Annotated in this window: 17 protein-coding genes and 1 pseudogene; 15 read left to right on the top strand and 3 right to left on the bottom strand. The window is 71.6% G+C overall.

Features of this window, described 5'->3' with window-relative positions; genetic code table 11:
* The first annotated feature begins 81 nt into the window (after positions 1–81).
* The 8 genes from C4T78_RS33665 (at position 82) to C4T78_RS33630 (ending at position 10,648) form a co-directional block, all read left to right on the top strand.
* Positions 82–1,524, top strand: coding sequence for a threonine/serine exporter family protein (locus C4T78_RS33665; RefSeq protein ID WP_093357766.1), 1,443 nt, complete (start codon positions 82–84; stop codon positions 1,522–1,524).
* Between the two features lie 171 nt (positions 1,525–1,695).
* Positions 1,696–3,135: an alpha,alpha-trehalose-phosphate synthase (UDP-forming) gene (locus tag C4T78_RS33660; protein WP_093156561.1), complete on the top strand. Its 1,440-nt coding sequence runs from the start codon at positions 1,696–1,698 to the stop codon at positions 3,133–3,135.
* A gap of 330 nt (positions 3,136–3,465) precedes the next feature.
* Positions 3,466–6,018, top strand: coding sequence for a trehalose-phosphatase (gene otsB / locus C4T78_RS33655; RefSeq protein ID WP_235863836.1), 2,553 nt, complete (start codon positions 3,466–3,468; stop codon positions 6,016–6,018).
* 480 nt (positions 6,019–6,498) lie between these two features.
* The gene (locus tag C4T78_RS33650) at positions 6,499–7,113 is read left to right on the top strand and encodes a DUF4178 domain-containing protein (RefSeq protein WP_093357769.1); all 615 of its coding nucleotides are present in this window, start codon (positions 6,499–6,501) and stop codon (positions 7,111–7,113) included.
* 3 nt (positions 7,114–7,116) lie between these two features.
* Entirely contained in the window at positions 7,117–7,554 is a 438-nt protein-coding gene (locus C4T78_RS33645; RefSeq protein WP_093357770.1) for a DUF4247 domain-containing protein, read from the top strand.
* On the top strand, positions 7,551–8,525 hold the full coding sequence (locus C4T78_RS33640; RefSeq protein ID WP_093357771.1) for a hypothetical protein: 975 nt from the start codon (positions 7,551–7,553) through the stop codon (positions 8,523–8,525). Before C4T78_RS33645 ends, C4T78_RS33640 begins: the two co-directional genes overlap by 4 nt.
* A 30-nt stretch (positions 8,526–8,555) precedes the next feature.
* Positions 8,556–8,981 carry a DUF350 domain-containing protein gene (locus tag C4T78_RS33635; RefSeq protein ID WP_093156567.1) on the top strand — a complete coding sequence of 142 codons (426 nt, stop codon included), beginning with the start codon at positions 8,556–8,558 and terminating at the stop codon, positions 8,979–8,981.
* Positions 8,978–10,648, top strand: coding sequence for a polyamine aminopropyltransferase (locus C4T78_RS33630; RefSeq protein WP_177247795.1), 1,671 nt, complete (start codon positions 8,978–8,980; stop codon positions 10,646–10,648). Before C4T78_RS33635 ends, C4T78_RS33630 begins: the two co-directional genes overlap by 4 nt.
* Positions 10,649–10,794: 146 nt before the next feature.
* On the opposite strand, the gene C4T78_RS33625 is transcribed toward C4T78_RS33630, so the two are convergent.
* Positions 10,795–11,895 (bottom strand): LacI family DNA-binding transcriptional regulator, encoded by a 1,101-nt coding sequence (locus C4T78_RS33625; protein ID WP_093357773.1) that lies wholly within the window; start codon positions 11,893–11,895, stop codon positions 10,795–10,797.
* A 186-nt stretch (positions 11,896–12,081) separates the two neighbouring features.
* On the opposite strand from C4T78_RS33625, the gene C4T78_RS33620 reads away from it, so the two are divergent.
* The 5 genes from C4T78_RS33620 to C4T78_RS33600 all read left to right on the top strand — a co-directional run bounded on the left by C4T78_RS33620 (position 12,082) and on the right by C4T78_RS33600 (position 17,002).
* Positions 12,082–13,176, top strand: coding sequence for an ABC transporter ATP-binding protein (locus tag C4T78_RS33620; protein WP_093357774.1), 1,095 nt, complete (start codon positions 12,082–12,084; stop codon positions 13,174–13,176).
* A gap of 288 nt (positions 13,177–13,464) precedes the next feature.
* A complete protein-coding gene (locus tag C4T78_RS33615) occupies positions 13,465–14,553 on the top strand; it encodes a metal ABC transporter solute-binding protein, Zn/Mn family (RefSeq protein ID WP_093357776.1) in 1,089 nt (362 codons plus the stop codon).
* A gap of 183 nt (positions 14,554–14,736) precedes the next feature.
* Positions 14,737–15,579: a metal ABC transporter ATP-binding protein gene (locus C4T78_RS33610; RefSeq protein ID WP_093357777.1), complete on the top strand. Its 843-nt coding sequence runs from the start codon at positions 14,737–14,739 to the stop codon at positions 15,577–15,579.
* A gap of 17 nt (positions 15,580–15,596) precedes the next feature.
* On the top strand, positions 15,597–16,454 hold the full coding sequence (locus tag C4T78_RS33605) for a metal ABC transporter permease (protein WP_374703922.1): 858 nt from the start codon (positions 15,597–15,599) through the stop codon (positions 16,452–16,454).
* Positions 16,455–16,501: 47 nt separating this feature from the next.
* Entirely contained in the window at positions 16,502–17,002 is a 501-nt protein-coding gene (locus tag C4T78_RS33600) for a potassium channel family protein (protein WP_103908191.1), read from the top strand.
* Between the two features lie 41 nt (positions 17,003–17,043).
* Here C4T78_RS33600 and C4T78_RS33595 read toward each other — a convergent pair whose 3' ends face one another.
* A complete protein-coding gene (locus C4T78_RS33595) occupies positions 17,044–18,078 on the bottom strand; it encodes an ADP-ribosylglycohydrolase family protein (RefSeq protein WP_093357781.1) in 1,035 nt (344 codons plus the stop codon).
* A gap of 306 nt (positions 18,079–18,384) precedes the next feature.
* On the opposite strand from C4T78_RS33595, the gene C4T78_RS33590 reads away from it, so the two are divergent.
* The gene (locus C4T78_RS33590; protein ID WP_235863837.1) at positions 18,385–21,201 is read left to right on the top strand and encodes an AfsR/SARP family transcriptional regulator; all 2,817 of its coding nucleotides are present in this window, start codon (positions 18,385–18,387) and stop codon (positions 21,199–21,201) included.
* A gap of 572 nt (positions 21,202–21,773) precedes the next feature.
* On the opposite strand, the gene C4T78_RS33585 is transcribed toward C4T78_RS33590, so the two are convergent.
* Positions 21,774–22,565 carry an SGNH/GDSL hydrolase family protein gene (locus C4T78_RS33585; RefSeq protein WP_093357782.1) on the bottom strand — a complete coding sequence of 264 codons (792 nt, stop codon included), beginning with the start codon at positions 22,563–22,565 and terminating at the stop codon, positions 21,774–21,776.
* 540 nt (positions 22,566–23,105) lie between these two features.
* Between C4T78_RS33585 and C4T78_RS33580 the strand changes: the two are divergent.
* Positions 23,106–24,076 (top strand): annotated as a pseudogene (locus tag C4T78_RS33580) (hypothetical protein); the annotation flags it as partial.

Genomic DNA, 24,076 nt, shown 5'->3' with positions numbered 1-24,076 from the left:
GTCATGACAGGCGATGCCCGAGGGGAAGATCAGCCACGGCGATCCGCCCGCAAGGCTGGGCGGCAGGAGGGAAGAGCAGCATTGGGAATCACGCAGCGCGCCCGGGGTGTGCTGCGGCGGCGCGACCCGGAGGCCACCATCCCGCCCGGGGTTCGCAACGTCGTCTACGGGCCGGCGCTTCCCGACGAGTCCACCGTCCACCTCGTGCTCGACCTCGGCCTGCGCATCGGTGAGGTGCAGATGGCCAGCGGCGCCGGCGCCTCCGACGTGACCGCGACGATCATCGCCGTCGTCAACGCCTACGGTCTGCCGCACTGCGAGGTCGACGTGATCTACACGTCGATCACCGTTTCCTGCTACCGGGGGACCGAGGTCCCGCCGATCACCTCGCTGCGGGTGGTGCGCAACCGCTCCATCGACTACACCCGGCTCGCCGACGTCGAGGACCTGCTGCGCAAGATCATCGCCCAGGAGCTCTCCGCCGCCGAGGCCTACGCCGAGCTCGACAAGATCACCACCGCGCCGCACCCGTTCCCGCGCTGGGTGGCCACCGTGTCCTGGGCGGGCATGGCGGCTTCGCTGGCGGTGCTGCTCGGCGGCGGTGGCGGCGGCGTCATGCTGCCGGTGACCGCTGCTCTCGCGACCGCGCTGATCGACCGGATCGGGCGGTTGCTGAACAAGCGCGCCCTGCCGTTCTTCTTCCAGCAGGCCGTCGGCGGTGCCGTCGCCACCAGCGTCGCGGTGACCTTCTACGCCCTCGGCTGGCTGGACAACCCGCAGCTGGCGGTGGCCGCGAGCATCATCGTGCTGCTGTCCGGGATGACCGTGGTCGGTTCGATGCAGGACGCGATCACCGGCTACAACGTGACCGCCGCGGGCCGGATGGCCGAGCTCGCGCTGATGTCGGCCGGGCTGATCGCCGGCGTGGTGCTGTCGCTCTACGTCGGCGTGCGCATCGGCGGCGACACGATGGCCGGGCTCGACGCCACGGCCCTCGGGCGCGCTCAAGTGCTCGCCCCGGCGCTGTCGCTGTCGCTGCAGGTCCTCGCAGGTGCGTCGACCTCGGCGTGCTTCGCGCTGGCCAGCTACGCGCCGCCGCGGCCGCTGCTGGTCGCCGGGATCGGCGGTGCCGTCGCAGCGGGCATGCACGCGGTGCTGACGCTGGCCGACGTGCACACCGTGCTGGCCGGGGCGATCGCGACCACCGTGGTCGGTTTCATCGGCGGCATCATCGCGCGCCGGCTGCGGATCCCGTCGCTGGTGATCGCGGTTTCCGGCGTCGCGCCGCTGCTGCCCGGTCTGGCGACCTACCGCGGCCTGTACGAGCTGTCCGTGCTCGGCAGCCCGAGCGGGGCGACCACGCTGATGCTCGCCGCGGCCATCGGTCTCGCGCTCGGTGCCGGCGTCGTGCTCGGCGAGTACCTGGCGCAGCCGGTGCGCACCAGGCTCGGCAGGCTGGAGCGCCGGTTCTCCGGGCCCCGGCTGTCCGGGCCGCTGCGTCCGACCAGGCGTCGGCTGGACTAGGGCTGTGCGCGTTTTTGGTTGTGCTGGCAACCGAAAACGCGCACGAGAGGATGCACCGTTGCCCGGAAGGGGGCAAGGCGCGCGGCGCGGGTTGGCCCGCTCGCAGCACGCCGGGTCTGGCTGGATTAGCTAGCCTCGCGACAGGTAGTTGACACGGCGGGAGGAATACCGGTGAGCAAGGGCAGCACGCCCGACCGAGCGGACTTCGTCGTGGTCGCCAACCGGCTACCGGTCGATCTGGAGCGCCTCGACGACGGCACCGAGCGTTGGAAGCACAGTCCGGGCGGGTTGGTCACCGCGCTCGAACCGTTCCTGCGCGCTCGGCGCGGGGCGTGGGTCGGCTGGCCCGGGGTGGCCGACATCGAGGTCGAACCGTTCTCCGACGACGGCCTGCAGCTGCACCCGGTGCCGCTGTCGGCCGCCGAGTTCGCCGAGTACTACGAGGGTTTCTCGAACGCCACGCTGTGGCCGCTCTACCACGACGTGGTGGTGCCGCCGGTGTTCGACCGCTCCTGGTGGCACGCCTACCAGCGGGTCAACCAGCGGTTCGCGGAGGCCGCCGCGAAGGTGAGCGCCGAGGGCGCGACGGTGTGGGTGCAGGACTACCAGCTGCAGCTGGTGCCCGCGATGCTGCGGGAGCTGCGCCCCGACCTGCGCATCGGGTTCTTCCTGCACATCCCGTTCCCGCCCGTCGAGCTGTTCATGCAGCTGCCGTGGCGGACCGAGATAGTGCGCGGCCTGCTGGGCGCCGACCTGGTCGGCTTCCACCGGCCCGGCGGGGCGCAGAACTTCCTGTGGCTGGCCCGCAGGCTGGCCGGTTTCGAACCCAGCCGCGGCCAGGTCGGCGTGCGCTCGCGCCCGGGCGTGGTGCAGGTCGGCGACCGGACGGTGCGGGTGGGCGCGTTCCCGATCTCCATCGCCTCCGCCGAGCTCGACCGGCTGGCGCGCACCAAGGAGATCCAGCAGCGCGTCAAGGCGCTGCGCGCGGAGCTCGGCAACCCGCGCAAGATCATGCTCGGCGTCGACCGCCTCGACTACACCAAGGGCATCGACGTGCGGCTGCACGCGATGCACGAGCTGCTGGCCGAGGGCCAGATCAAGGCCGAGGACGTGACGATGATCCAGATCGCCACGCCGAGCCGGGAGCGCGTCGAGCACTACAAGCAGATGCGCGAGGACATCGAGCGCGAGGTCGGGCGGATCAACGGCGAGTTCGGCCGCGTCGGCCACCCCGCGGTGCACTACCTGCACACCTCGGTGGACCGCAAGGACCTGGTCGCCTTCTACTGCGCCGCCGACGTCATGGTCGTGACGCCGGTGCGCGACGGCATGAACCTGGTCTGCAAGGAGTACGTGGCCTGCCGGTACGACCTGGGCGGAGCGCTGGTGCTCAGCGAGTTCGCCGGGGCCGCCGCCGAGCTCACCAGCGCGTTCCTGGTCAACCCGCACAACCTCGATGGTGTCAAGGACGCGCTGCTGGCCGCCCTCGACATCGACGAGGCCGAAGGACGCCGTAGGATGCGCGCACTGCGCAGGCAAGTGCTCACGCACGATGTCGACCGCTGGGCGCGGTCGTTCCTCGAAGCTCTGGGCACGCCTGCTGCGGAATAGCTGCGAGTAACTGGTCCGCAACACGGACAGCCAGGCGTCAGCGATACTGGTTGGAACCGGCCGGTCACCATCGACGACCGCAACCGGATCGATCAACCTCAGACCTGGAGTTGTTTCAGAATGGTTTGCGTGGCGGTGCCGGTGGCGGAACCTCAGACGCCGCCTGGCTGCGGGATCCCGTTCTTGTGCGTGACCGACGCGCGGCAAGCGGGCCGTCCTCGCCAGACGACGACTGGGAACCCGCAGCGGTGCGGGCCGAGTCCTGCACCGCATGCGGCTCACGCCGCATTCTGAAAGAACTTCTTTGACCACGCCCCCCTGATGAGGAGTATGGCGTTGACCGCCGAAGCCCTGCCTGCGGAGCTGCGCCGCGAGATCGTGCAGCTCGCGCGGACACCCCGACTTCTGGTCGCCTGCGACTACGACGGCACCCTGGCACCCATCGTGGCCGACCCCACCCAGGCGAAACCGCTGCCGGAGTCGGTGCACGCCCTGCGTTCGCTGGCCGCCCTGCCCGCCACCACCACCGCCGTGATCTCCGGCCGGGCGCTGCGCGACCTGGCCACCCTGTCCCGCCTGCCCGCCGAGGTCTACCTGGTCGGCAGCCACGGTTCGGAGTTCGACGTCGGGTTCGTGCACGAGCTCGAACCCGAGGCCACCCAGCTGCGCACCGAGCTGCAGATCGGCCTGCAGGACATCGTGCGCGGCAAGGACGGCGTGACGCTGGAGGCCAAGCCGGCCAGCGTCGCGGTGCACGTCCGCCGCGCCGAACCCGACGTCGCCGGCGAAGTGCTGGAGACCGTCCGCACCGGTCCCGCCCAGTGGGACGGCGTGCAGGTGACCGAGGGCAAGGAGGTCATCGAGCTCGCCGTGGTGCAGACCGACAAGGGCAACGCGCTGGACACCCTGCGCCACCAGGTCGGTGCCACCGCCGCGGTGTTCCTCGGCGACGACGTCACCGACGAGAAGGCCTTCGCCCGCCTGCACGGCCCCGACCTGGGCATCAAGATCGGCGACGGGGAGACCCTGGCCGGCTACCGGATCGGCGACGCCGCCGACGTCGCCACCGTGCTGGCGTTCCTGATGGAGGAGCGCCGGACCTGGCTCTACGGCGAGCAGGCCCCGCCGATCGAGCGGCTGACGATGCTGTCCAACGAGCGCACCGTCGGCCTGCTGACCCCGGACGCGCGGCTGACCTGGATGTGCCACCCCGGCCCGGACTCGGCGGCGGTGTTCGCCGACCTGCTCGGCGGCCCCGGCGCCGGCCACTTCAGCATCCGCCCGCACGGCGGCGGCAACGGCACCCAGCGCAGCCCGCTGCCGCTGGGCCAGCGCTACGTGCCGAACACGATGACCGTGGAGACCCGCTGGTCGCGGCTGCTGGTCACCGACTACCTGGCGCACGGCACCGACAGCCACCGCACCGACCTGATCCGGGTGATCAGCGGCAGCACCACGGCGGAAGTGGAGTTCGCGCCGCGCCCCGAGTTCGGCCAGGTGCCGGTGCGGCTGACCGCCGAGGCCGGCGGCCTGCGGGTGCAGGGCACCGCCGAGCCGATGGTGCTGTACTCGCCGGGCGTGCAGTGGGAGATCAGCTCCGACGGCATGCACGAGTCGGCGCACGCGGTGCTGGAGCTGTCCGAGGGCGAGCCGGTCGTGCTGGAGCTGCGCTGCGGCTCCGACGACCTGTCCCCGGCGCGGCCGGAGCCCGAGCGGCGCGACGAGGCCGACCGGTACTGGTCGGACTGGATGAAGACGCTGTCGCTGCCCGAGGTGGAGCACGACCTGGTCGCCCGCTCGGCGCTGACCCTGCGCGGCCTGTGCAACACCGACACCGGCGGCATCATGGCCGCCGCCACCACCTCGCTGCCCGAGGAGATCGGCGGCGTCCGCAACTGGGACTACCGGTACTGCTGGCTGCGCGACGGCGCCATGACCGCGCAGGCGCTGGTGACGCTCGGCTCCACCGACGAGGCCGAGGCGTTCCTGGACTGGCTGCACCGGGTCCTCGAAACGCTGCCCGGCCCGGAGCGGCTGCACCCGCTGTACACGCTGGCGGGCACCAGCCTCGGCCCGGAGGCCGTGATCGACAGCCTGCCCGGCTACGCCGGCTCCCGGCCGGTCCGCGTCGGCAACCTCGCCGACCAGCAGGTGCAGCTGGACGTCTTCGGCCCGGTGGTGGAGCTGATCGCGCACCTGGCGCAGGCCACCGGCCGCGTCCGCGACGTCGACTGGCAGCTGGTCACGGCGATGGCCTCGGCCGTCTCGCAGCGCTGGTTCGAGCCGGACCACGGTATTTGGGAAGAGCGCGACGTGCCGCGCCACCACGTGTACTCGAAGGTCATGTGCTGGGTGACGCTGGACCGCGCGGTCAAGATCGCCGAGGCCTACGGCCGCGAGGCCGACCCGTCCTGGGCGCCGCTGCGCGACCAGATCGCGCAGGACGTGGTGAAGAACGGCTGGCACCCGGACGTGCAGGCCTTCACCACCGCCTACGAGGGCTCGGACCTGGACGCCGCGTCGCTGCACGTCGGCCTGTCCGGGCTGATCGACCCGTCGGACGAGCGGTTCCAGGCGACCGTCACCGCGATCGAGGCGGAGCTGCGCAGCGGCTCCACCGTGTACCGCTACCGCCGCGACGACGGGCTGCCCGGTGACGAGGGCGGCTTCCACCTCTGCGCGGCGTGGCTGATCGAGTCGTACCTGCTGATCGGCCGCCGCACCGAGGCGGAGGAGCTGTTCCAGCAGATCGTGGACACGGCGGGTCCGACGGGCCTGCTGTCGGAGGAGTACGACCCGATCGCGGAGCGCTCGCTGGGCAACCACCCGCAGGCCTACTCCCACCTGGGCCTGATCCGCTGCGCCCAACTCCTCTCAGCCTGACGGCCTCGTCCTGACGGCCTCGTCCTGACGGGCTCGGTCTGACCCGTCGGCCTGACGGGCTCGTCCTGACGGGCTCGTCCTGACGGGCTCGGTCTGACCCGTCGGGCTGACGGGCTCGTCCTGACGGGCTCGGCCTGTCCCACTCGTCCTGACGGGCTAGGCCTGACCCGCTCGGCGCGAGGGGCGCCCCCAGGGGGCCGCCCCTCGCGCCGCGCTCTGCGCAATTTCAATGGAAATCAGGCCCGCGATTTCAATGGAAGTTGCGCGCCTCGTCGGCGTGTCGTCGCCCGACACGCCGACTGCGCGTCGGGATCCACGCGATTTCAATGGAAATCAGACGTCCGATTTCCATTGAAGTTGCGCAGGTCGCGTGACCGGCGTCCGGGGACGCTGGTCACGATTTGGGTGGATCGTGTCATCCAGTCGGCGGCTCGCTAATACGCTCTGTGCCGGACACTCGCGCTAGGGAAGGGCTGACGGGTGAACGGTCTGGTCACGGCGTTGATCATCGTCGTCATCGTGCTGATCATCGTCGCGGTGGTCGCTGTGGTCATGGGGATGCGCGCCAAGCGCGCGGCTTCGGAACCGCAGCCGCAGCCGCCCGCTGATCCGTTCCACACCGGCGATCAGGACTCGCTGCGCGGCGACCCGCGCGCGCTCAAGGCGGGTGACATCGTCGAGGTGCGCGGACGGTCGTTCACCGTGCGCGGCACGCTGCGCCTGTCCGAGGGCGGCTGGACCTGGTCCGAGCACCTGCTCGACGACGCCAAGGGCACCCAGGTGTGGCTGGCCGTCGAGGAGGACCCGGACCTGATCCTCTCGCTGTGGACGCCGGTGGACGACGCCGGTGAGCCGGGCCCGAAGACCATCGCCTTCGGCGGCCGCACCTACCACTCCGAGGAGTCCGGCAGCGCGGACTTCCGCAGCGAGGCCACCACCGGGCTGGCCGAGAGCGGCACCGTGCGCTACCACGACTACGAGTCGTCGGACGGCGCGCTGCTCGGCTTCGAGTCCTACGGCGGCGCGGACTGGGAAGCCAGCACCGGCGAGGCGCTCAGCCGCTACGACGTGCTCATCTACCCCACCGCGAGCTGACCCGTGAAACCGAAGTTCTGGTTCGTCATCGCTGGCGCCGCGGCCGTGCTCGCGCTGATCGTCGGCCTGGTCACTGCGTTCTCCACCGGCAGCGGCCCGCGCGGCTACGTCGCGAACAACTACACCCGCGCGGCGCATCTGGACCTCAGCGGAGATTCGGACAACCGCGCCTACACCAGCCCGCTGCCGCCGAGCACGGTCGCGTTCCAGATCACCTCGAAGTGGAAGCCGCAGTCGCAGTACAACGACGCCTCGGGCATCTACCTGCGCTACTCGCGCGACGCGGTGGTGATCAAACCGCAGGCGCAGGGCTCGGTGATCCACGTGATGGACGTCGACCACGCCTACCGCCGCTACCACACCCACGTCGGCGGCGTCTGGGGCTGGACCAGCGCGCACGGTGAGAGCTTCCGCGGCAGAGGGCCGGGAGCGGGCAAATGACGAACACCGTGAGACCTCAGCGCCGGGTCGGCGTCGCCGTGGTCGTGGTGGTCTTCTTCGCGGCGGTGGGCATCGTCGGCACGCTCGTCGGCGCGTTCGGCGGCGACGCGGCGCAGACGGAGTTCACCTCCGACGACACCTCCCTCTACACCGAGGGCGCGACCTACCGCAGCGCGCTGACCCAGGGATTCAGCACCGCCGATGCCCAGCAGCTCTCGGAGGCGCTGGCCGAGGCCGAGAAGCTGCACGGGATCTGCTTCGGCTGGAAGCTCGTCGACGGCTCGACCGGACGCGTCGAGCAGTCCTCCGGGCACAACGACCAGGGCTCCAGCCGGGGCGTGCTCGTCCCGGCCGACACCTGCCCGCGCTGGGCCGAGGTGGAGGTGGTCGTCGCGGCGGGTGCCAGCGACGACGAACCGGACGTCGCCGACGTGACGGTGCGGGCCTCGTCGGACCTGGAACCGCTGCCGCAGCTGGCGGACTTCGTGAACCTGGGCGTCACCGCGGACTCGCTGGTCGCGGAGCCGGTGTCGGTCACCGGTCAGGCGGCGCTGGGACTCCCGCTGCTGCTGGTGGAGAGCGGTGCGCTGCCCGCCCCGCAGGTGCCGGACCAGGAACCGGGTGGTGCACCGGCGAAACCGCTGCCGCCGGGTGACGGTTCCGGTTCGAGCTGGGTGGCCTGGGCGTGGCTCGGCGGGCTGGGCGTCGTCGCGGTGGTGGCGCTGATCCTCGGCTTCGCCGCCCGGGCCAAGCAGAAGTCCACATCGGACGGTGGTTCGCCGCCGCGGGGGCCGCGGCTCGAGCCGCCGCCGTCGGGACCACCGCCCGGTTCGCAGCCGGGAGTGCCGCCGTTCCCGCCGCCGCAGCACGGGCCGCGGCAACCGGGACCACCGCAATCCGGACCGCCTGGCCCGCCGCCGCCCGGTCAGGGACGGCCGCACCCGCCCTGGCCGCAACAACCCGGCCGCTGACCCCGTTCACGACACGAGAAGGACTTCACCTTGCTCCAGCAACTGCTCCACGGCTTGCTCGCCGCGGTCGCCTACGGGGTGATCGGCGTGGCGATGATGGCGCTCGGCTACGTGCTCGTCGACCTGGCCACCCCGGGCAGGCTGCGCGACCTGATCTGGGTGCAGCGCAACCCCAACGCGGCGCTGCTGCTGGTCTCCGGGCTGCTCGGCGTCGGGGTCATCCTGACCACGGCGATCGCGGCCAGCTCCGACGACCTGGTCGCCGGGCTGATCGGCACCCTCGCCTACGGCATCCTCGGGCTGATCCTGATGAGCCTGTCGTTCCTGCTGATCGACCTGATCACGCCCGGCAAGCTCGGCGAGGAGCTGGCCACCCCGAACCTGCACCCGGCGACCTGGGTGTCGGCAGGTGCGCACCTGGTGATCGCGGTGATCATCGCCGCGGCGATCTGGTGACCGCGACCGACACCGAACCGGACACCGCCCCCAGCACACCGCGCAGCCGGCTCGCCCGGACCGCCGTGCTGGTGGCGGTGTTCGTCTGTGCGGCCTGCGGTCTGGTCTACGAGCTCGCGCTGGTCGCGCTGGGCAGCTACCTGATCGGCGACACCGTCGGTCAGGCGTCGATCGTGCTGTCGCTGATGGTCTTCGCGATGGGTGTCGGCGCGCTGGCCGCCAAGCCCCTGCAGCGCTGGGCGGCCGAGGCGTTCGCCGCCATCGAGCTGCTGCTGGCCCTGCTCGGCGGGCTCAGCGTGCTGCTGCTCTACGCGGCCTTCGCGTGGCTGAGCCTGTACACCCCGGCGCTGATCGCGACCGCGCTGGTGCTGGGCGTGCTCATCGGTGCGGAGATCCCGCTGCTGATGGTGCTGCTGCAGCGGATCCGGCGGCAGGACGCCGGATCGGCGGTCGCGGACCTCTTCGCCGCCGACTACGTCGGTGGGCTGGTCGGCGGCCTGGCCTTCCCGTTCCTCCTGCTGCCGCTGTTCGGGCAGGTGCAGGGCGCGCTGGTGGTCGGCCTGGTGAACGCGGCGGCCGGTATCGGGCTGGTGCTGACGGTGTTCCGCCGCGAGCTGTCCAAGCGCGCCGTGCTGGTGCTGACCGGCATCTCGGTGCTGGTCGGCGGGCTGCTGGTGAGCGCCTACGTGTTCGCCGACGACTTCGAGATCACCGCGCGGCAGGCGCTGTACGCCGATCCCGTGGTGCACGCCGAGCGCACGCCCTACCAGGAGGTCGTGCTCACCGAGTCGGTGTCGCTCAAGGGCACTCCCGACACCCGCATGTACCTCAACGGCGATCTGCAGTTCAGCTCGGCGGACGAGTACCGGTACCACGAGGCGATGGTGCACCCGGCCATGGCGGGCCCCCGAGGGCGCGTCCTGGTGCTGGGCGGCGGGGACGGCCTGGTGCTGCGGGAAGTGCTGCGCTACCCGGACGTCCGCGAGGCCACGCTGGTGGAGCTGGACCCGGCCGTGCTGGAGCTCGCCCGCACCGATCCGCGGGTGTCCGCTTTGAACGGACACGCCTTCGACGACCCGCGGGTGCGCACGATCGCCTCGGACGCCTTCACCTGGCTGCGCGAGAACCGCGACCGCTACGACGTGGTGCTGGTCGACATGCCCGACGCGGATTCCACGGCCACCGCGAAGCTGTACTCGACGGAGTTCTACGGCCTGGTCCGCCACGCGATGACCGACGACGCGCGCGCGGTGGTGCAGGCGGGCTCGCCGTTCTTCGCGCCGAAGGCGTTCTGGTGCATCGAGGCGTCCATGCGCGCGGCGAACCTGAGCACCGCGCCGTACGCGGTCACGGTCCCGAGCTTCGGCGAGTGGGGCTTCCACATCGCCTCGGCGGCTCGTGGAGATGCAATTTCAATTGAAATCGAACGTCCGATTTCAATTGAAATTGCGGATTCCGAGGGAGTGCGCGGCCCGTTGGCCTCGCCGGGAGCTCCGGAACTGCGGCTGCCCGCCGACGTCCCGCCGCTGCGCTCCCTGGACGAACCGACCCTGCGGGCTGCGGCGACGTTCCCGCCGGACCGCACGCGCATCCCCGGCATGGAGCCCTCGACCCTCATGCACCCGACGATCCTCCAGCACGCCCAGGGCGAGTGGGAGAACTACTGATCCCCGGGCCGGGCACGGGCTCCGGCCGGGTGCGGTGACGCAATTTCAATGGAAATCGGACGTCTGATTTCCATTGAAATTGCGCCGGTTTCGGCGTGTCGGGGGACGACACGCCGAAGGGGTAGGGCGGTCAGGTGACACGCGGATCACGGGCCGAACCAGCGCTCCTCGGCGGAGCGGGGCGGAGCCGAGGTGGATCCGGTGATCAGCTGGGTCTCCAGCTGGATGTGGCGCGGTCGGCCCGGCTCGGCGGCCTCCAGCAGCAGGCGGCCCGCCGCCCGGCCCTTCTCCAGCCACGGCTGGCGGACCGTGGTCAGGCCCGCGCGCTCCGCGTCCGGGATGCCGTCGAAACCGGTGATCGTCAGGTCCTCCGGCACCCGCAGGCCCCGGTTGCGGGCCTCGCTGAGCGCGCCCAGCGCCAGGATGTCCGAGGTGCACACGATCGCGGTGATGTCCGGGTCGATCTCCAGCAGCTGGGCCGCCGCCGACGCACCGGAGGCCGTGGTGTGGTCGAAGCGCTCCACCACCGGGATCGTCGTCCAGTCCACGCCTGCCTCGCTGAAGACCTCGGCCAGCGCGGTCAGCCGCAGCTTCTGCACGTGGAAGCTGGCGTTCGCCTGCCGCTGCACGGAGGCGGGGCCGTCGTTGCGGCCGCGCGCCAAGCGCATGCACAGCACGCCGATGCGGCGGTGGCCGAGCCCGATCAGGTGATCGGCGACGCTCTTGATGGCCTTGCGGTCGTCCGGGCCGACCCAGTCCACGTTGTCCAGCCGGGGCTGGTCGCAGACCACCACCGGCACCGGGCGCTCGAGCACGGCGGCCAGGTGCGGGTCGTCCTCGGGGACGGAGTAGACGACGAAGCCGTCCACCCCGGCGCGGTGCACCGCGGCGACGTCCTCGCGCTCCGGGCTCGCCGGGATGAGGGTCAGGCCCTGACCGGCGTCCTCGCAGGCCAGCGCCAGCCCTTCGAGGAAGCCCACGGCGCCTGGATCGCGGAACGCGTAGGAGAGGTTCTCGGTGAGCAGCAGGCCGACGGCACCCGCCTTCCGGGTGCGCAGCGACCGCGCCACCGGGTCCGGACCGGGGTAGCCGAGCCGGCGAGCCGTCTCCAGAACCCGCTTGCGCAGCTCGGGGGAGAGCTGGTCAGGACGGTTGTACGCATTCGAAACCGTGGTCCTGGAGACCCCGAGTTCTGCAGCGAGCGAGGCGAGCGTCGCAGGCCGCCGGGCATTCGTTGACCGCGCCATGGAGGAACCGTAACGGTTCAGTACCCCTCGGTGAAGTGAGCATGATGCATATCCCACTCATGTTCGAGTGGTGATCACGGAGCGACTCTGCGTGATTACGTAGCGAGTTGGTTCATTCGAGGGGATGACCTTTGGTGTCGTAGCGGTTACCGTTTCGGGACCGGTTCAGTGAAAGGTGCGTCACACATGGCTGAGGTTGCATACGTCAACGCGTCGCGGGTGTACCAGGGGAATCCGCCGGTTCGCGCTGTTGACCAGCTGGAACTGGACATTGCGGACGGGGAGTTCCTGGTGCTGGTCGGCCCGTCGGGGTCGGGCAAGTCGACGGCGCTGCGGATGCTCGCCGGCCTGGAGGACGTCGACGAGGGCGGCATCACGATCGGTGGAAACGATGTCACCCACACGCCGCCCAAGAACCGGGACATCGCGATGGTGTTCCAGTCCTACGCGCTCTACCCGCACATGACCGTGGCCGAGAACATGGGCTTCGCGCTCAAGCTCCGCAAGACGCCCAAGGACGTCATCAAGGACAAGGTCACCGAAGCCGCCCGGATGCTGGACCTGGAGAAGTACCTGGACCGCAAGCCCAAGGCGCTCTCCGGTGGTCAGCGGCAGCGGGTGGCGATGGGGCGCGCGATCGTCCGCGAGCCCAGCGTGTTCCTGATGGACGAGCCGCTGTCGAACCTCGACGCGAAGCTGCGTGTGGAGACCCGCGCCAACATCGCCGCGCTGCAGAAGCGGCTGGGCACCACGACCATCTACGTCACCCACGACCAGGTCGAGGCGATGACGATGGGGCACCGGGTCGCGGTGCTCAAGGACGGCCTGCTGCAGCAGTGCGCCAGCCCGCGCGAGCTGTACGAGAACCCGGCGAACGCGTTCGTGGCCGGCTTCATCGGCTCGCCGGCGATGAACCTCAAGACGGTGCCGCTGACCAGCGAGGGAGCGGTGCTCGATGGCACCACGATCCCGCTGTCGCGCGACGTGCTGGCCGCCGCCGACGGCCTCAAGGAGGTCACCTTCGGCGTGCGCCCGGAGGCGCTGTCGCTGGTCTCCAGCGAGGACGACGGGATGGACATGACCGTGGAGCTCGTCGAGGAGCTCGGTGCGGACGCGCTGATCCACGGCGCCATCGACATCAACGGCTCGCAGGAGCGCTTCGTGGTCCGCGCCGACGGCCGCACGCCGCCGGCTCTGGGGCAGCACGTCAAGGTGGCCCTGCGCGACAGCACCGAGGTGCACCTGTTCCACCCGGAGACCGGCCTCCGCCTGACCGCCTGATCCGCCGGAAGGCCTTCCCGGCTGTTCGGCGGTGGGTGCTGCCGTGAGCGCTTTGGGGTGCCATGACACCCCGAAGCGCTCACGGGCCACCCGCCCGGCCGGTGCCTGCTCCTGCGCGTTCCGACGCCCCCGCTCCCGGCGGGGGCGTCTTCGCGTTTCGTGGGGAATAACCCACTCGGTGGAGTGTTGTGAATCGACGTGCTTAGACTGTAGATGACAACGGTTTCCGTTACCGTTCGCAGTAAGCCGTCCGCCTGCTGCGCACAAGATCACCTAGGAGTGCGCTAGATGACCTCCCGCCGTCGCTCTGCGTCCACCGCCCTGGCCGGGCTGGCCGCCGCCGCTGTCGCCCTGACCGCCTGCGGAACCGGGGAGCAGGCCGCACCCGGCGCGGGCGACAAGATCAAGGTCGTCGCCTCCACCAGCGTCTGGGGCAGCGTCGCGCAGGCCGTCGGCGGCGACGCCGTCGAGGTCGAGTCGATCGTCAGCGATCCCAACTCCGACCCGCACTCCTACGAGAGCACGCCGCGGGACGCCGCCAAGGTCACCGACGCCGACCTGGTCGTCTACAACGGCGGCGGCTACGACTCCTTCATCGAGCAGATCCTCGGCGGCTCCCAGAAACCGACCGTGGTGGCGGTTCAGGACGAGGCCGAGCAGCCCGCTCCCGAGGAGCACGGCGAGCACGCCCACGGCGAGCAGCCCGCTCCCGAGGGACACGGCGAGCACGCCCACGGCGAGCAGCCCGCTCCCGAGGGACACGGCGAGCACGCCCACGATGAGCAGCCCGCTCCCGAGGAGCAGGGGCACGCCCACGACGAGCACGGGCACGAAGGCCACGACCACTCCGCGAACGAGCACGTCTGGTACGACCTGCACGTGGTGCACGAGGTCGCCGACCAGGTCGCCACCGAGCTCGGCAAGCTCCAGCCCGCGAAGGCCGACCAGTTCCGCCAGGCCGCCGGGCAGTTCGAGACCGAGGTCGGCGCGCTGGAGGGCAAGGTCGGCGAGATCGCCGCGGCCAACCGGGGCAAGCCGGTGATCGTCACCGAGCCGGTCGCGCACTACCTGGTCGAAGCCGCCGGGCTGCAGGACGTGACCCCGCAGTCCTTCGTCAAGGCCATCGAGGCCGAGAGCGACCCGTCGGCGGCGGCCGTCGCCGAGATCCAGAACGCGATCAACGCCAAGCAGGCGATGGCGGTCATCTACAACCCGCAGACCGAATCGCCGGTCACCCGCAACGTGCGCACCGCCGCGGAGCAGAATCGGATCCCGGTCGTCGAGATGACCGAAACCCTGCCGGAGGGCAAGACCTACGTGCAGTGGATGGACGCCCAGATCGCTGCGTTGCAGAACGCCCTGACCCAGAATCGCTGAGACCTTGTCCGACGTGGTCGTTCTGCGCGGCGGTGCGGGTGGCGGAAGCTCAGCGCCCGCCCGGACTCCGGGATCCCGGGCCGGTGCACGTCCAATGCGCGGCGCTCGGGCTGTCCTCGGGCCGAGCGGCTGCGCCGCTTCGAACGGAAAGACCGAACTGGGAACGAAGACGGGTTCTGAGACATGACCGCCAAACCCGAGACCGAGCCGGTCCTCGCGCCGCCCGCCGCACCCGCGGTGCGGCTGCGCGATGCCGCGCTCTCCTACGGCAGCCGCACCCTGTGGTCGGGGCTGGACCTGGAAGTCGCCCCCGGCGAGTTCCTGGCCGTGCTCGGGCCGAACGGTTCCGGCAAGACCAGCCTGCTCAAGGTGCTGCTCGGCCTGCAGCCGCTGAGCGCGGGCACCGTGGAGATCGCGGGCGGTCCGGCCCGGCGCGGCAGCAACCGGATCGGCTACATCCCGCAGCAGCGGGCGCTGGAGGCCACCGTCACCGTGCGCGGCACCGATCTGGTCGGTTTCGGGCTCGACGGCCACCACTGGGGCGTGGGGTTCCGCAACCGCCGCGAGCGCAAGCGGCGGGTCGAGGCCGCGGTGCGGGCGGTGGAGGCGACCGAGTACGCCCGGATGCCGCTGGGCCTGCTCTCCGGTGGTGAGCAGCAGCGGCTGCGGGTGGCGCAGGCGCTGGTCAGCGACCCGTCCGTGCTGCTGTGCGACGAGCCGCTGCTGTCGCTGGACATCGCGCACCAGCGCAAGGTGAGCAGGCTGATCGCGAACCAGGCCCGGCAGGCCGGGGCAGCGGTCCTGTTCGTCACGCACGAGATCAACCCGGTGCTGCCGCTGGTCGACCGGGTGCTCTACCTGGTCGACGGCCGGTTCCGGGTCGGTCCGCCGGACGAGGTGATGAACTCGGCCACCCTGTCCGAGCTGTACCGGACCGATGTCGAGGTCGCCCGCGTCGGCGGCCGGCTGGTGGTCGCGGGCGTCGACGACCACGACCACCACGTGCAAGAGGCGGAAGAGGCGTGAACGCGATCACCGAGGCGCTGGGCGACCTCTTCGACTTCACCGCGATGGTCGACCTGCTCGGCTATCCGTTCGTCCAGCAGGCGCTGCTGGCCGCCGCGGCGCTCGGCCTGGTGTCCGGGTGCCTGGCGCCGCTCGTGGTGGCGCGCAAGATGTCCTTCGCCGTGCACGGCACGGCCGAGCTCGCCTTCACCGGCGCCGCTGCGGCGCTGCTGTTCGGCGTCAGCGTGGGAACGGGGGCGCTGGCCGGTGCCGTGGTCGCCGCGCTGCTTCTCGGGCTGCTGGGACAGCGCGGCACCGAGCGCGACTCGGTGATCGGCGCGATCCTGTCGTTCGGCCTGGGCGTCGGCGTGCTGCTGCTGTGGTTGAACCCGGAGCGCACCGCGAACAAGTTCAGCCTGCTGGTCGGCCAGATCGTCGGGGTCGACTCCGCCGACGTCCTGCTGCTCACCGCCTGCGCGGTGGCCGTGCTGCTGGTGTTCGCCTTCGTGTACCGGCCGCTGCTGTTCGCCAGCGTCGATCCCGACGTGGCGGCGGCGCGCGGAGTGCCCGCGCGGGTGCTGACGCCGCTGTTCGCAGTGCTGGTCGGAGTGGCGACCGCGCTCGGCGTGCAAACCGTGGGCGCGCTGCTGGTGCTGGCGCTGATGGTGACGCCGGGCGCGGCGGCGGCGCGAGTGACGGCGAGCCCGCTCAGGGCGACCGTGCTGGCGGTGGTGTTCGCGGAGGTCGCGGTGCTGGGCGGCATCGTGCTGTCGCTGGCTCCGGGCGCCCCGGTGAGCGCCTTCGTCACGATCATCTCGTTCGTGATCTACCTGGCCTGCCGGGTGATCGGCAAGCGCCGCCTCAGCCGCCTGACCAGGACTCCCGCCACCGTCTGATCCGGCCCGAGTGGTGCCGGGCGCGCCGGTGGCACAACCTGGCGCTCGTGGCCCGGCGCGGAGTGCTGATCGACCTGGCCGCCGCGGTGGGCGCCGTGGCGGCGTGCACCGGCGTCTACTACGCGCTGCCGATCGGGGTGTTCGGCCTCGTCGGCACCATCGGCGAGGTCGTGGTCTTCGGCGTCGGCCTGCTCGCCGTCTCCGTGCTGATCATGGTCCAGGTGCGCCGGTTCCGGTCCGGCGGCGGCCACCACCGGAGTTCGATGGCGGGCGTGGTGACCGCGCTCTACCTGGCGGTGCTGTTCTTCGCCGCCGTCTACTACGGGCTCGCCCAGCACCAGCCGGACGCGATCGCCGAGCTGCGCACCAAGACCGACGCGCTGTACTTCTCCCTGTCGGTCACCAGCACCGTCGGCTTCGGCGACGTGCACGCGGTCTCGCAGTTCGCGCGAGCGGTGGCGGCGGTCCAGATGGCCTTCAACATCGGCTTCCTCGGCGCGGCGGTATCGGTCCTGCGCACCAAGGCGACCCGCCCGAAATCGCCCTGACCACCACCTTCACCCGGAGGGTGGCCAACTTCGCGCGACGGTCAGGCGATGCCGAGGTAGCGGCGTTCGTTGAACTGGTCGCCGGAGCAGGAGGCGCCCAGGTCGTGGCCGATCCGCTCGATCACGTCCGCCAGCTCCAGGCGGCCCAGCCAGGGGCGGGGGAGGACCGCCGTGCCGTGGCGGGCGCCGAGGATGCTGCCGGTCACCGCCGCGGTGGAGTCGCTGTGCCCGGAGTGGTTCACCGCCAGGCGCAGGGCGTCGGTGAACTGCTCCGGCTTGGGCATGGCCAGCGCGCAGTAGACGCCGATGGCCAGCGCTTCCGGGCCGATCCAGCCCTGCCCCAGGCGTTCGATGTGGCTGACGTTGGCACCGAGGCGGGCCAGCGTGGCCGCTTCGGCCAGCGCGTTCGCGGTCTCGGCGTCCTCGCGCAGGACCCGCCCGGCGGCCTGGTCCACGGCCGCGGGCAGCTTGCGGTCCTGGACCGCGACCAGGTGCACGATCAGCGCCATCGCGCCGGCCGACGCCCAGCCGCCGACGCCGCCGTGGGTGAGCGCGGCGCACTGGCAGGCCAGCTGGTAGGCCATCTCGGCGGTCGGGGCGAAGCCGAGCGGCGCGCTGCGGTCGACCCCGCCGCAGCCCTTCGAGCTGTTGCGCGGCCGGTCCGGGGTGCCGAGCTCGGGTTCCTGGAGCGCTCGGAGGCTGGTCAGGCCGGGAGCCCGGCCGGCGTACAGCTCGGGCTCGGCGAGCAGGCCGGTGGCGCCGGGTTGCGGCTTGTCCTCCTGCTGAGTGATCAACCACCGTCGGTAAGCGGCCGCCGTCGACTCGACCGGGCGCCACTGACCGCCGTTGTTACCGGTGGTCCAGGCGTGCAGGTAACCCTCGCCGGTGAACAGGGCCATTTGGGTGGCGTCGCCGAGCAGCGCCTGCGGCGGCGGTTCGGCCACTCCTGCCTGGCCGAACTCGGCCCGGATGTCGTCCAGCTGCGCGTATTCGACCGGGCTGCCGAGGGCGTCGCCCAGAGCCCCGCCGAGCAGGCAGGCGACCGCGCGATCGACCACTGTGGATGGTTTGCGCACGGGTCGGGCTCTCCTTCCACAGTGTCCTCGTACGGGTGATCGACGGGTCCCGACTTTACTTGGCGTGTTCGCCGCCCGGGAGACGTTCACCGGCAACCGGCGGGTCGTCGCGCACTGCATCCGGGACGAACCGCGCATTCCTCCATTGGAGTGAGTGCGGCTCGGCAATCCGGCTGTGCGCGACGCTCGCTCGTTACGGTGTGTCGGCCCTGCGGCGGGGTTCGCCGGGGGTGGTGGACTCGGTGTGGACCTTGGTCGAGACTGTCTGAAGGCTCAACAAAACATGAGCGAGAATCGGATTAGGGGATGATGGCGCCGCACGACAGACCGAGCGGAGCACCGATCGCGGGATTCGAGTTCCGCGTTCTCGGTCCGCTGGAAGTGCTCGTGGACGGCGCCCTGCGCCCGATGGGCAGCAGCCAGGTCCGGGCCCTGCTCACCTGCCTGCTGCTCGAACCGAACCAGATCGTGTCCATGGACCGGCTGATCGACACCATCTGGGAGCACGATCCGCCGGCCAGCGCCCGCACCATCATCCAGGGCTACGTCTCCCGCCTGCGCAAGCTCTTCGGCGAGGGCGATCCGGGCGGCACCGAGATCGTCACCCGTCCGCCCGGCTACCTGCTGCGCGTCGACGCCGAGCGGATCGACGCGCACCGCGCCCGCGCCCTGATCAACCGCGCGCACGGCCTCGAACCGGCCGAGCGGTCGCGGGTGCTGGCCGAGGCGCTGACCCTCTGGCGCGGCCCGGTGCTGGCCGACATCTCCAGCAGCCGCCTCTACGGGATGGTGGCGCCGAACCTCGACGAGCTGCGGCTGCTCGCGCTGGAGGAGCGCATCGACGCCGACCTGGACCTGGGCCGCCACCACCAGCTGCTGCTGGAGCTGTCCACGCTCGTCGACCGGCACCCGCTGCGCGAGCGGCTGACCGGGCAGCTGATGCTCGCCAGCTACCGCGCCGGGCACCGCGCCGAAGCGCAGGCCCGGTACCACGAGCTGCGCCGCAGGCTCTCCGACGAGCTGGGTCTCGACCCCGGCCCCGACCTGCGGGAGCTCTACGAGCAGGTGCTCCGCGACGACCCGGCGCTGCGCAGCTCGCCGCGGCGGCCGGAACCGGCGCTCGGCATCAAGCGCCCGATCCCGGCGGAACTGCCGCCCGCCCCGGCGGGCTTCGTCGGCCGCCGCCGCGAACTCGGTGAGCTGGACCGGCTGCTCGCCGAGCGCGAGCAGGGCTCCAGCCGGCTCGCGGTGCTCACCGGGATCGCCGGCGTCGGCAAGAGCGCGCTCGCGCTGACCTGGGCGCACCGCGTCGAGCACGAGTTCCCCGACGGCCAGCTCTACGCCTCGCTGCGCGGCTACCACTCCGAGCGCGAGCCGCTGAGCCCCGGCGAGGCGCTGACCAGCATGTTGAAGGCGCTCGGCGTGGCCGCCGACGCGATCCCGGTGGAGCTGGACGACCGCGCCGCGCTGTACCGGTCGCTGCTGGCCAAGCGGCGGGTGCTGGTGCTGCTGGACAACGCGCGCGACTCCGAGCAGGTCCGCCCGCTGCTGCCCGGCAGCGCCGAATCGCTGGTGCTGGTGACCAGCAGGCGGCGGCTGGACGGGCTGGTGGTGCGCAGCGGCGCGAAGGTGTTGCCGCTGGAGACGCTGCCCACCGAGTCCGCGATCGAGCTGCTGGATCGCGCGGGCGTGCCCGGCAAGTCGGCGTCCGAGCCCGTCGCCGCGGCCGAGCTCGCCGCCCTGTGCGGCGGCCTGCCGCTGGCGCTGCGGATCGCCGCCGCGCGGCTGGCCGCGAACCCGGCGCGCGGGGTGTCGGACCTGGTCCACGAGCTCACCGACGAGCGGAACCGGCTGCACGCGCTGGACATCGACGACGACGCCGACACCAGCGTGCGCCGCGCCTTCGACATCTCCTACCGGAGCCTGCACCCGGTGCACGCCGAGACCTTCCGGCTGCTCGGCCTGGTGCCCGGCCACACCTTCACCGCCGATGCGGTGGCGGCGCTGTGCGACACCGATCCGGCCAGCGCGCTGCGCAGGCTGCGAGCGCTGGCGCTGGCGCACCTGGTCGTCGAACCGGAACCGGACCGCTTCGGCATGCACGACCTGCTGCGGGTGTACGCGCGGGACCTGCTGGCCGAGTCCGACGACTGCGGCGCGCTGCCCAGGTTGCTGAACCACTACCTGGTCACCGCCGACCACGCGCGCCGGTTCCTGCGCCCGACCCGCGACGAGCTGAACTTCACCGACGGCACCCGGCCGCCGGAGATCCACGACCGCGCCCAGGCGCTGGACTGGTTCGACGCCGAGTGGCCGAACCTGGTCGCCGCGGTCCGCGCCGCCAACGCTCGCGGCATGCACGAACTGGCCTGGCAGCTGGCCCGGCTCCAGTTCAACTACCTGATGGTGCGCTGCCCGTGGGAGGACTGGATCCGGGTCTACACCGACGGCCTCGACTCGGCGCGCGCGGTGGACGACCCGACCGGCAAGGTGCTGATGTCGGCCGGGCTGGGCGTCGCGCACTCGCGGTCCGGGCGGCTGGACGAGGCGTTGGGGCACTACGACGAGTCCTACCGGGTCGCGGTGGCCAACGACGACGCGTCGCGGCGGGCGATGACGCAGATCAACATGGCCAGCGTGCTGTTCCGGCTGCAGCGCTACGACGAGGCCAAGGCGCACTGCCAGGACGCGCTGCGGGTCTACCGCTCGCTCGGCGACAGCTACTTCGAGGCGGGGGCGCTGAACAACCTCGCCATGGTCGAGCAGGTCAACGGCGAGCGGGAGGAGGCGCTGGCGCACCTGCGCGAGGCCGAAGCGCTGTACCGGGCCGCCGACGACCTGGACACGCTGGCGATGGTGCTGAACAACTGCGGCGAGGTCTGCATCGAGCTCGGCAGGCTCGACGAGGGCGAGAGCTACCACCACGAGGCGCTGGACGTGGCGCTGAAGTGCGGTTCGGCGATGCGGCAGGCCTCGGCCTACCTGGGGCTGGGCGACGCCGCCCGCTGCCGCGGCGACCTGGTGGTGACCAGGACCAGGTGGGAGACCGCGCTGGCGATATTCGAGGCGGAGGGGTCGCCGCGGGCGGCCGAAGTCAGGGAGCGGCTGGACGCGTTGGCCTAGTCCGCTTGAACATTCGGCCGCGACCTGCTGCGATGTCGGTGGCCGCAAGCGCGCCCCGGGACCGGTGGATCAGCGTTTAGCGAGCGTTTAGCGGGTGTGTAGGCCCCGCTGGGAATTTGTCTCCAGTGCGGATCCAGCCGTGCGGGATTCGCACTAAGGGCGGCTCTGGGGGGAGTCCAAGGGGGGATTGTCGCCCGGCCGCCCCGATCGTTCCTGCGTGGTCGATCGGGGCGGCCGCTAGGGGGGCGGAAAGCATTCGGGGCGCCTCCCGGATGGACGATGGGGGTGAGTGCGGGCTTTCGGCCGACGGGGTGAGGAGCCGAAGGTCCGCACTTCGTCCTTTCCGGACTTCTTCCAGCTCGTCTTGCGCAGCGGTGCGGGTAGCGGAACCTCAGCGTCCGCCTGGACTCCGGGATGTCTCCGATACACGGCGCACGGGCTGTCCTCACCAGGCGAACGCTGAGATCCCGCGGCGGTGCGAGCTGCGAGGGCGGGTCATGCGCATGCGGCAGCTCCCGAGACGCGACCGGTGGGACGTCGCGGCTGCGGTCACCGGCCAGGATTCGCAGCGCTCACTTCGCGGCGGTCAGCTTCTCCAGCTGCGGGCGCTTGGGCTCGCGGCCGTCTCCGCTGGACACCCCGCGCAGCCGGCGGCTGATCCACGGCGCCAGGTGCTCCCGGGCCCACCGGATGTCCTGGGCCCGCTGGTCGCGCCACGAGGTGTCCGGCGCGGTCGGCCACTCCTCGCGCCAGTCCTCGTCGGTCGGCACGCCCAGCGCTTCGCAGGCTCGCAGCGCGACCCGGCGGTGCCCTTCGGCCGACAGGTGGAGCCGGTCCTCGCTCCAGGCCCGCGAGTCCTGCAGCACGCGCATCGACCACAGGTCCAGCACGTAGCAGCCGTGCCGGTCGGCGATGGCGCGCAGGTGCGAGTTGTAGGTGCCGACCTTGCCGCGGACGTGCCGCAGGACGGGCGTCGCGGCGGTGTCGAAACCGGTGCCGATCAGCACGTCGATGCCCGCGGCGCGCAGCTCGGCGACCGCCTTCTCGAAGATCTGCGCCACGGCGTCCGGGTCGCTGCCGGGGCGGATGATGTTGTTGCCGCCCGCGGTGAAGGCGACCAGCGACGGTCGCAGGGCGATCGCCTTGGGCACCTGGTCGTCGGCGATCTCGCGGACGAGCTTGCCGCGCACGGCCAGGTTGGCGTAGCGCAGGTCCGGGTTGCCCGCGGCGAGGTGTTCGGCGAGCCGGTCGGCCCAGCCCCGGAACGCCCCGTCCGGTCCGGCATCCGCCAGTCCTTCGGTGAAGCTGTCCCCCAGCGCGACGAAGCTGTCCCAGCGTGCCGAGTCGCTGCGCTGCGATGCCATGCGATGTCCTTCCCTGGTGATTCCTCCCGCCGACGCGGTCCGGGAACAACATTGGCGCTCGAATCCCTACCTACGCCACCGTCGGTTCGACCTTCGTGATTAACGGCACTGATTAGTCTAGTTTTTCTGGGCGTTTTGCGTGCTTCGTTTTCCGGCAACTCGAAGAGGCCGGACCGACCGCCCCGCGGCCCGGTCCGCACCGGATCCCGGACAACGGCTTTCCCTTGTCGTGCGGCGCTTTTGGCTGCTCGCGGCGGCAACCGGGTGGCTGTTCCTGGAAACACCAGTACGGGTGAACCTCAGCTGCTACTGTCCTTCGGCGGTAACAGAAGCAACGAGGGGGCCCGCGATGTCGGCATCTACGCAGGTGAAAGCACGTGCGCTCGGGGAAGCGCACCGTCGCACGCCTGCGCGCGCCATCGCGGCGGGTTGAACGGGGAACGACGGAATGCTCCACCACGTCGATTCCAGTGCGCCCGTCATCCGGACCGCTCCGGATGCCGTGCGGCGCTTCGACCGTCCCAAGCACCTGGGGGAATCGTGACGTCACCGCAGAATCCGGCGTCCGCGCCGGGGCCAGCGGGCTTCGACGCGCAACAGGCCGGCCCCGGCAGGCCCCGTCCGGAACCGCCGGTGCGCGGTTCGCTGGGCGAAGCGCCGCCGAGCGCGCAGGGCGGCGCTCGGCCCGCGCCGCGCCCGATGCGCTTCGATCTGCGTGCCGAGTTCGCGGCCCTGACCGGCGAACCGCACCCGTTCGCGTTCTGGCAGCGAGCCGAGCAGCTGCCGGAACGCTTCGAGCAGGAGCAGCGCAGGCAACTGCAAGCCGCCCGCCCGGCGCCGGACCGGCCCAAGCCGCCGGCCGCCGCTGCGTCGACGCTGTCCGGCGACCTCGGTGGTTCGCCGGAACCGGAGTTCTCCGGCTCCCTGGACGGTGACCTGCCCGAACCCGCACCGCGTTCCAGCGGCATGAGCGGCTCCCTGGCGGCCGAAGGCCAGCTCGCGGGCTCGCTGCTCCCGGAACCGCCGCTCGGCCCGCCGAGCGGATCGATCCCCCAGGCGGGGCCGCTGGACGGCCCGCGCCCCGAGCCCGGCCTGCCGGACGCTCCGCCGCCGCGCCGCGAAGGTCCGCCGAGCGGACCGTTCCCCGCCCCGGCCCGCCCGGACGACCTGGGCCTGATCGACGGCCCGCCGCCGCGCCGCGAGGGCGTTCCCGACGGGCCGCCTCCGGTAGGACCGCCGAGCGGTCCGTTCGGCCCGGTGCCGGGTTTGATCGAACCGATGCCGCAGGCCGCACCGGATGCACCGCCGAGCGGTGCGTTCGGTCAGCCGGGCCCGATGCCCGGCCCGAACGAGCTGCCGCCGATCGGACACGACGGCCCTCCGCGGCGACACGACAACCAGCGGCCGCGCCCCGACGGTCCGCCGCCGGTTGGTCCGCCGAGTGGTCCTTTTGGTCAGCCGGGTTTGGATGGTCCGCCGCCTGTGCCGGGTGAGTTGGCGCCGCAGCACGA

Source organism: Saccharopolyspora kobensis, assembly GCF_900108315.1.
In the GTDB taxonomy this organism is placed as follows: Bacteria; Actinomycetota; Actinomycetes; order Mycobacteriales; family Pseudonocardiaceae; genus Saccharopolyspora; species Saccharopolyspora kobensis.
The sequence above is the reverse complement of the archived record's forward strand: the minus strand, read 5'-3'. Positions and strand labels throughout refer to the sequence as shown.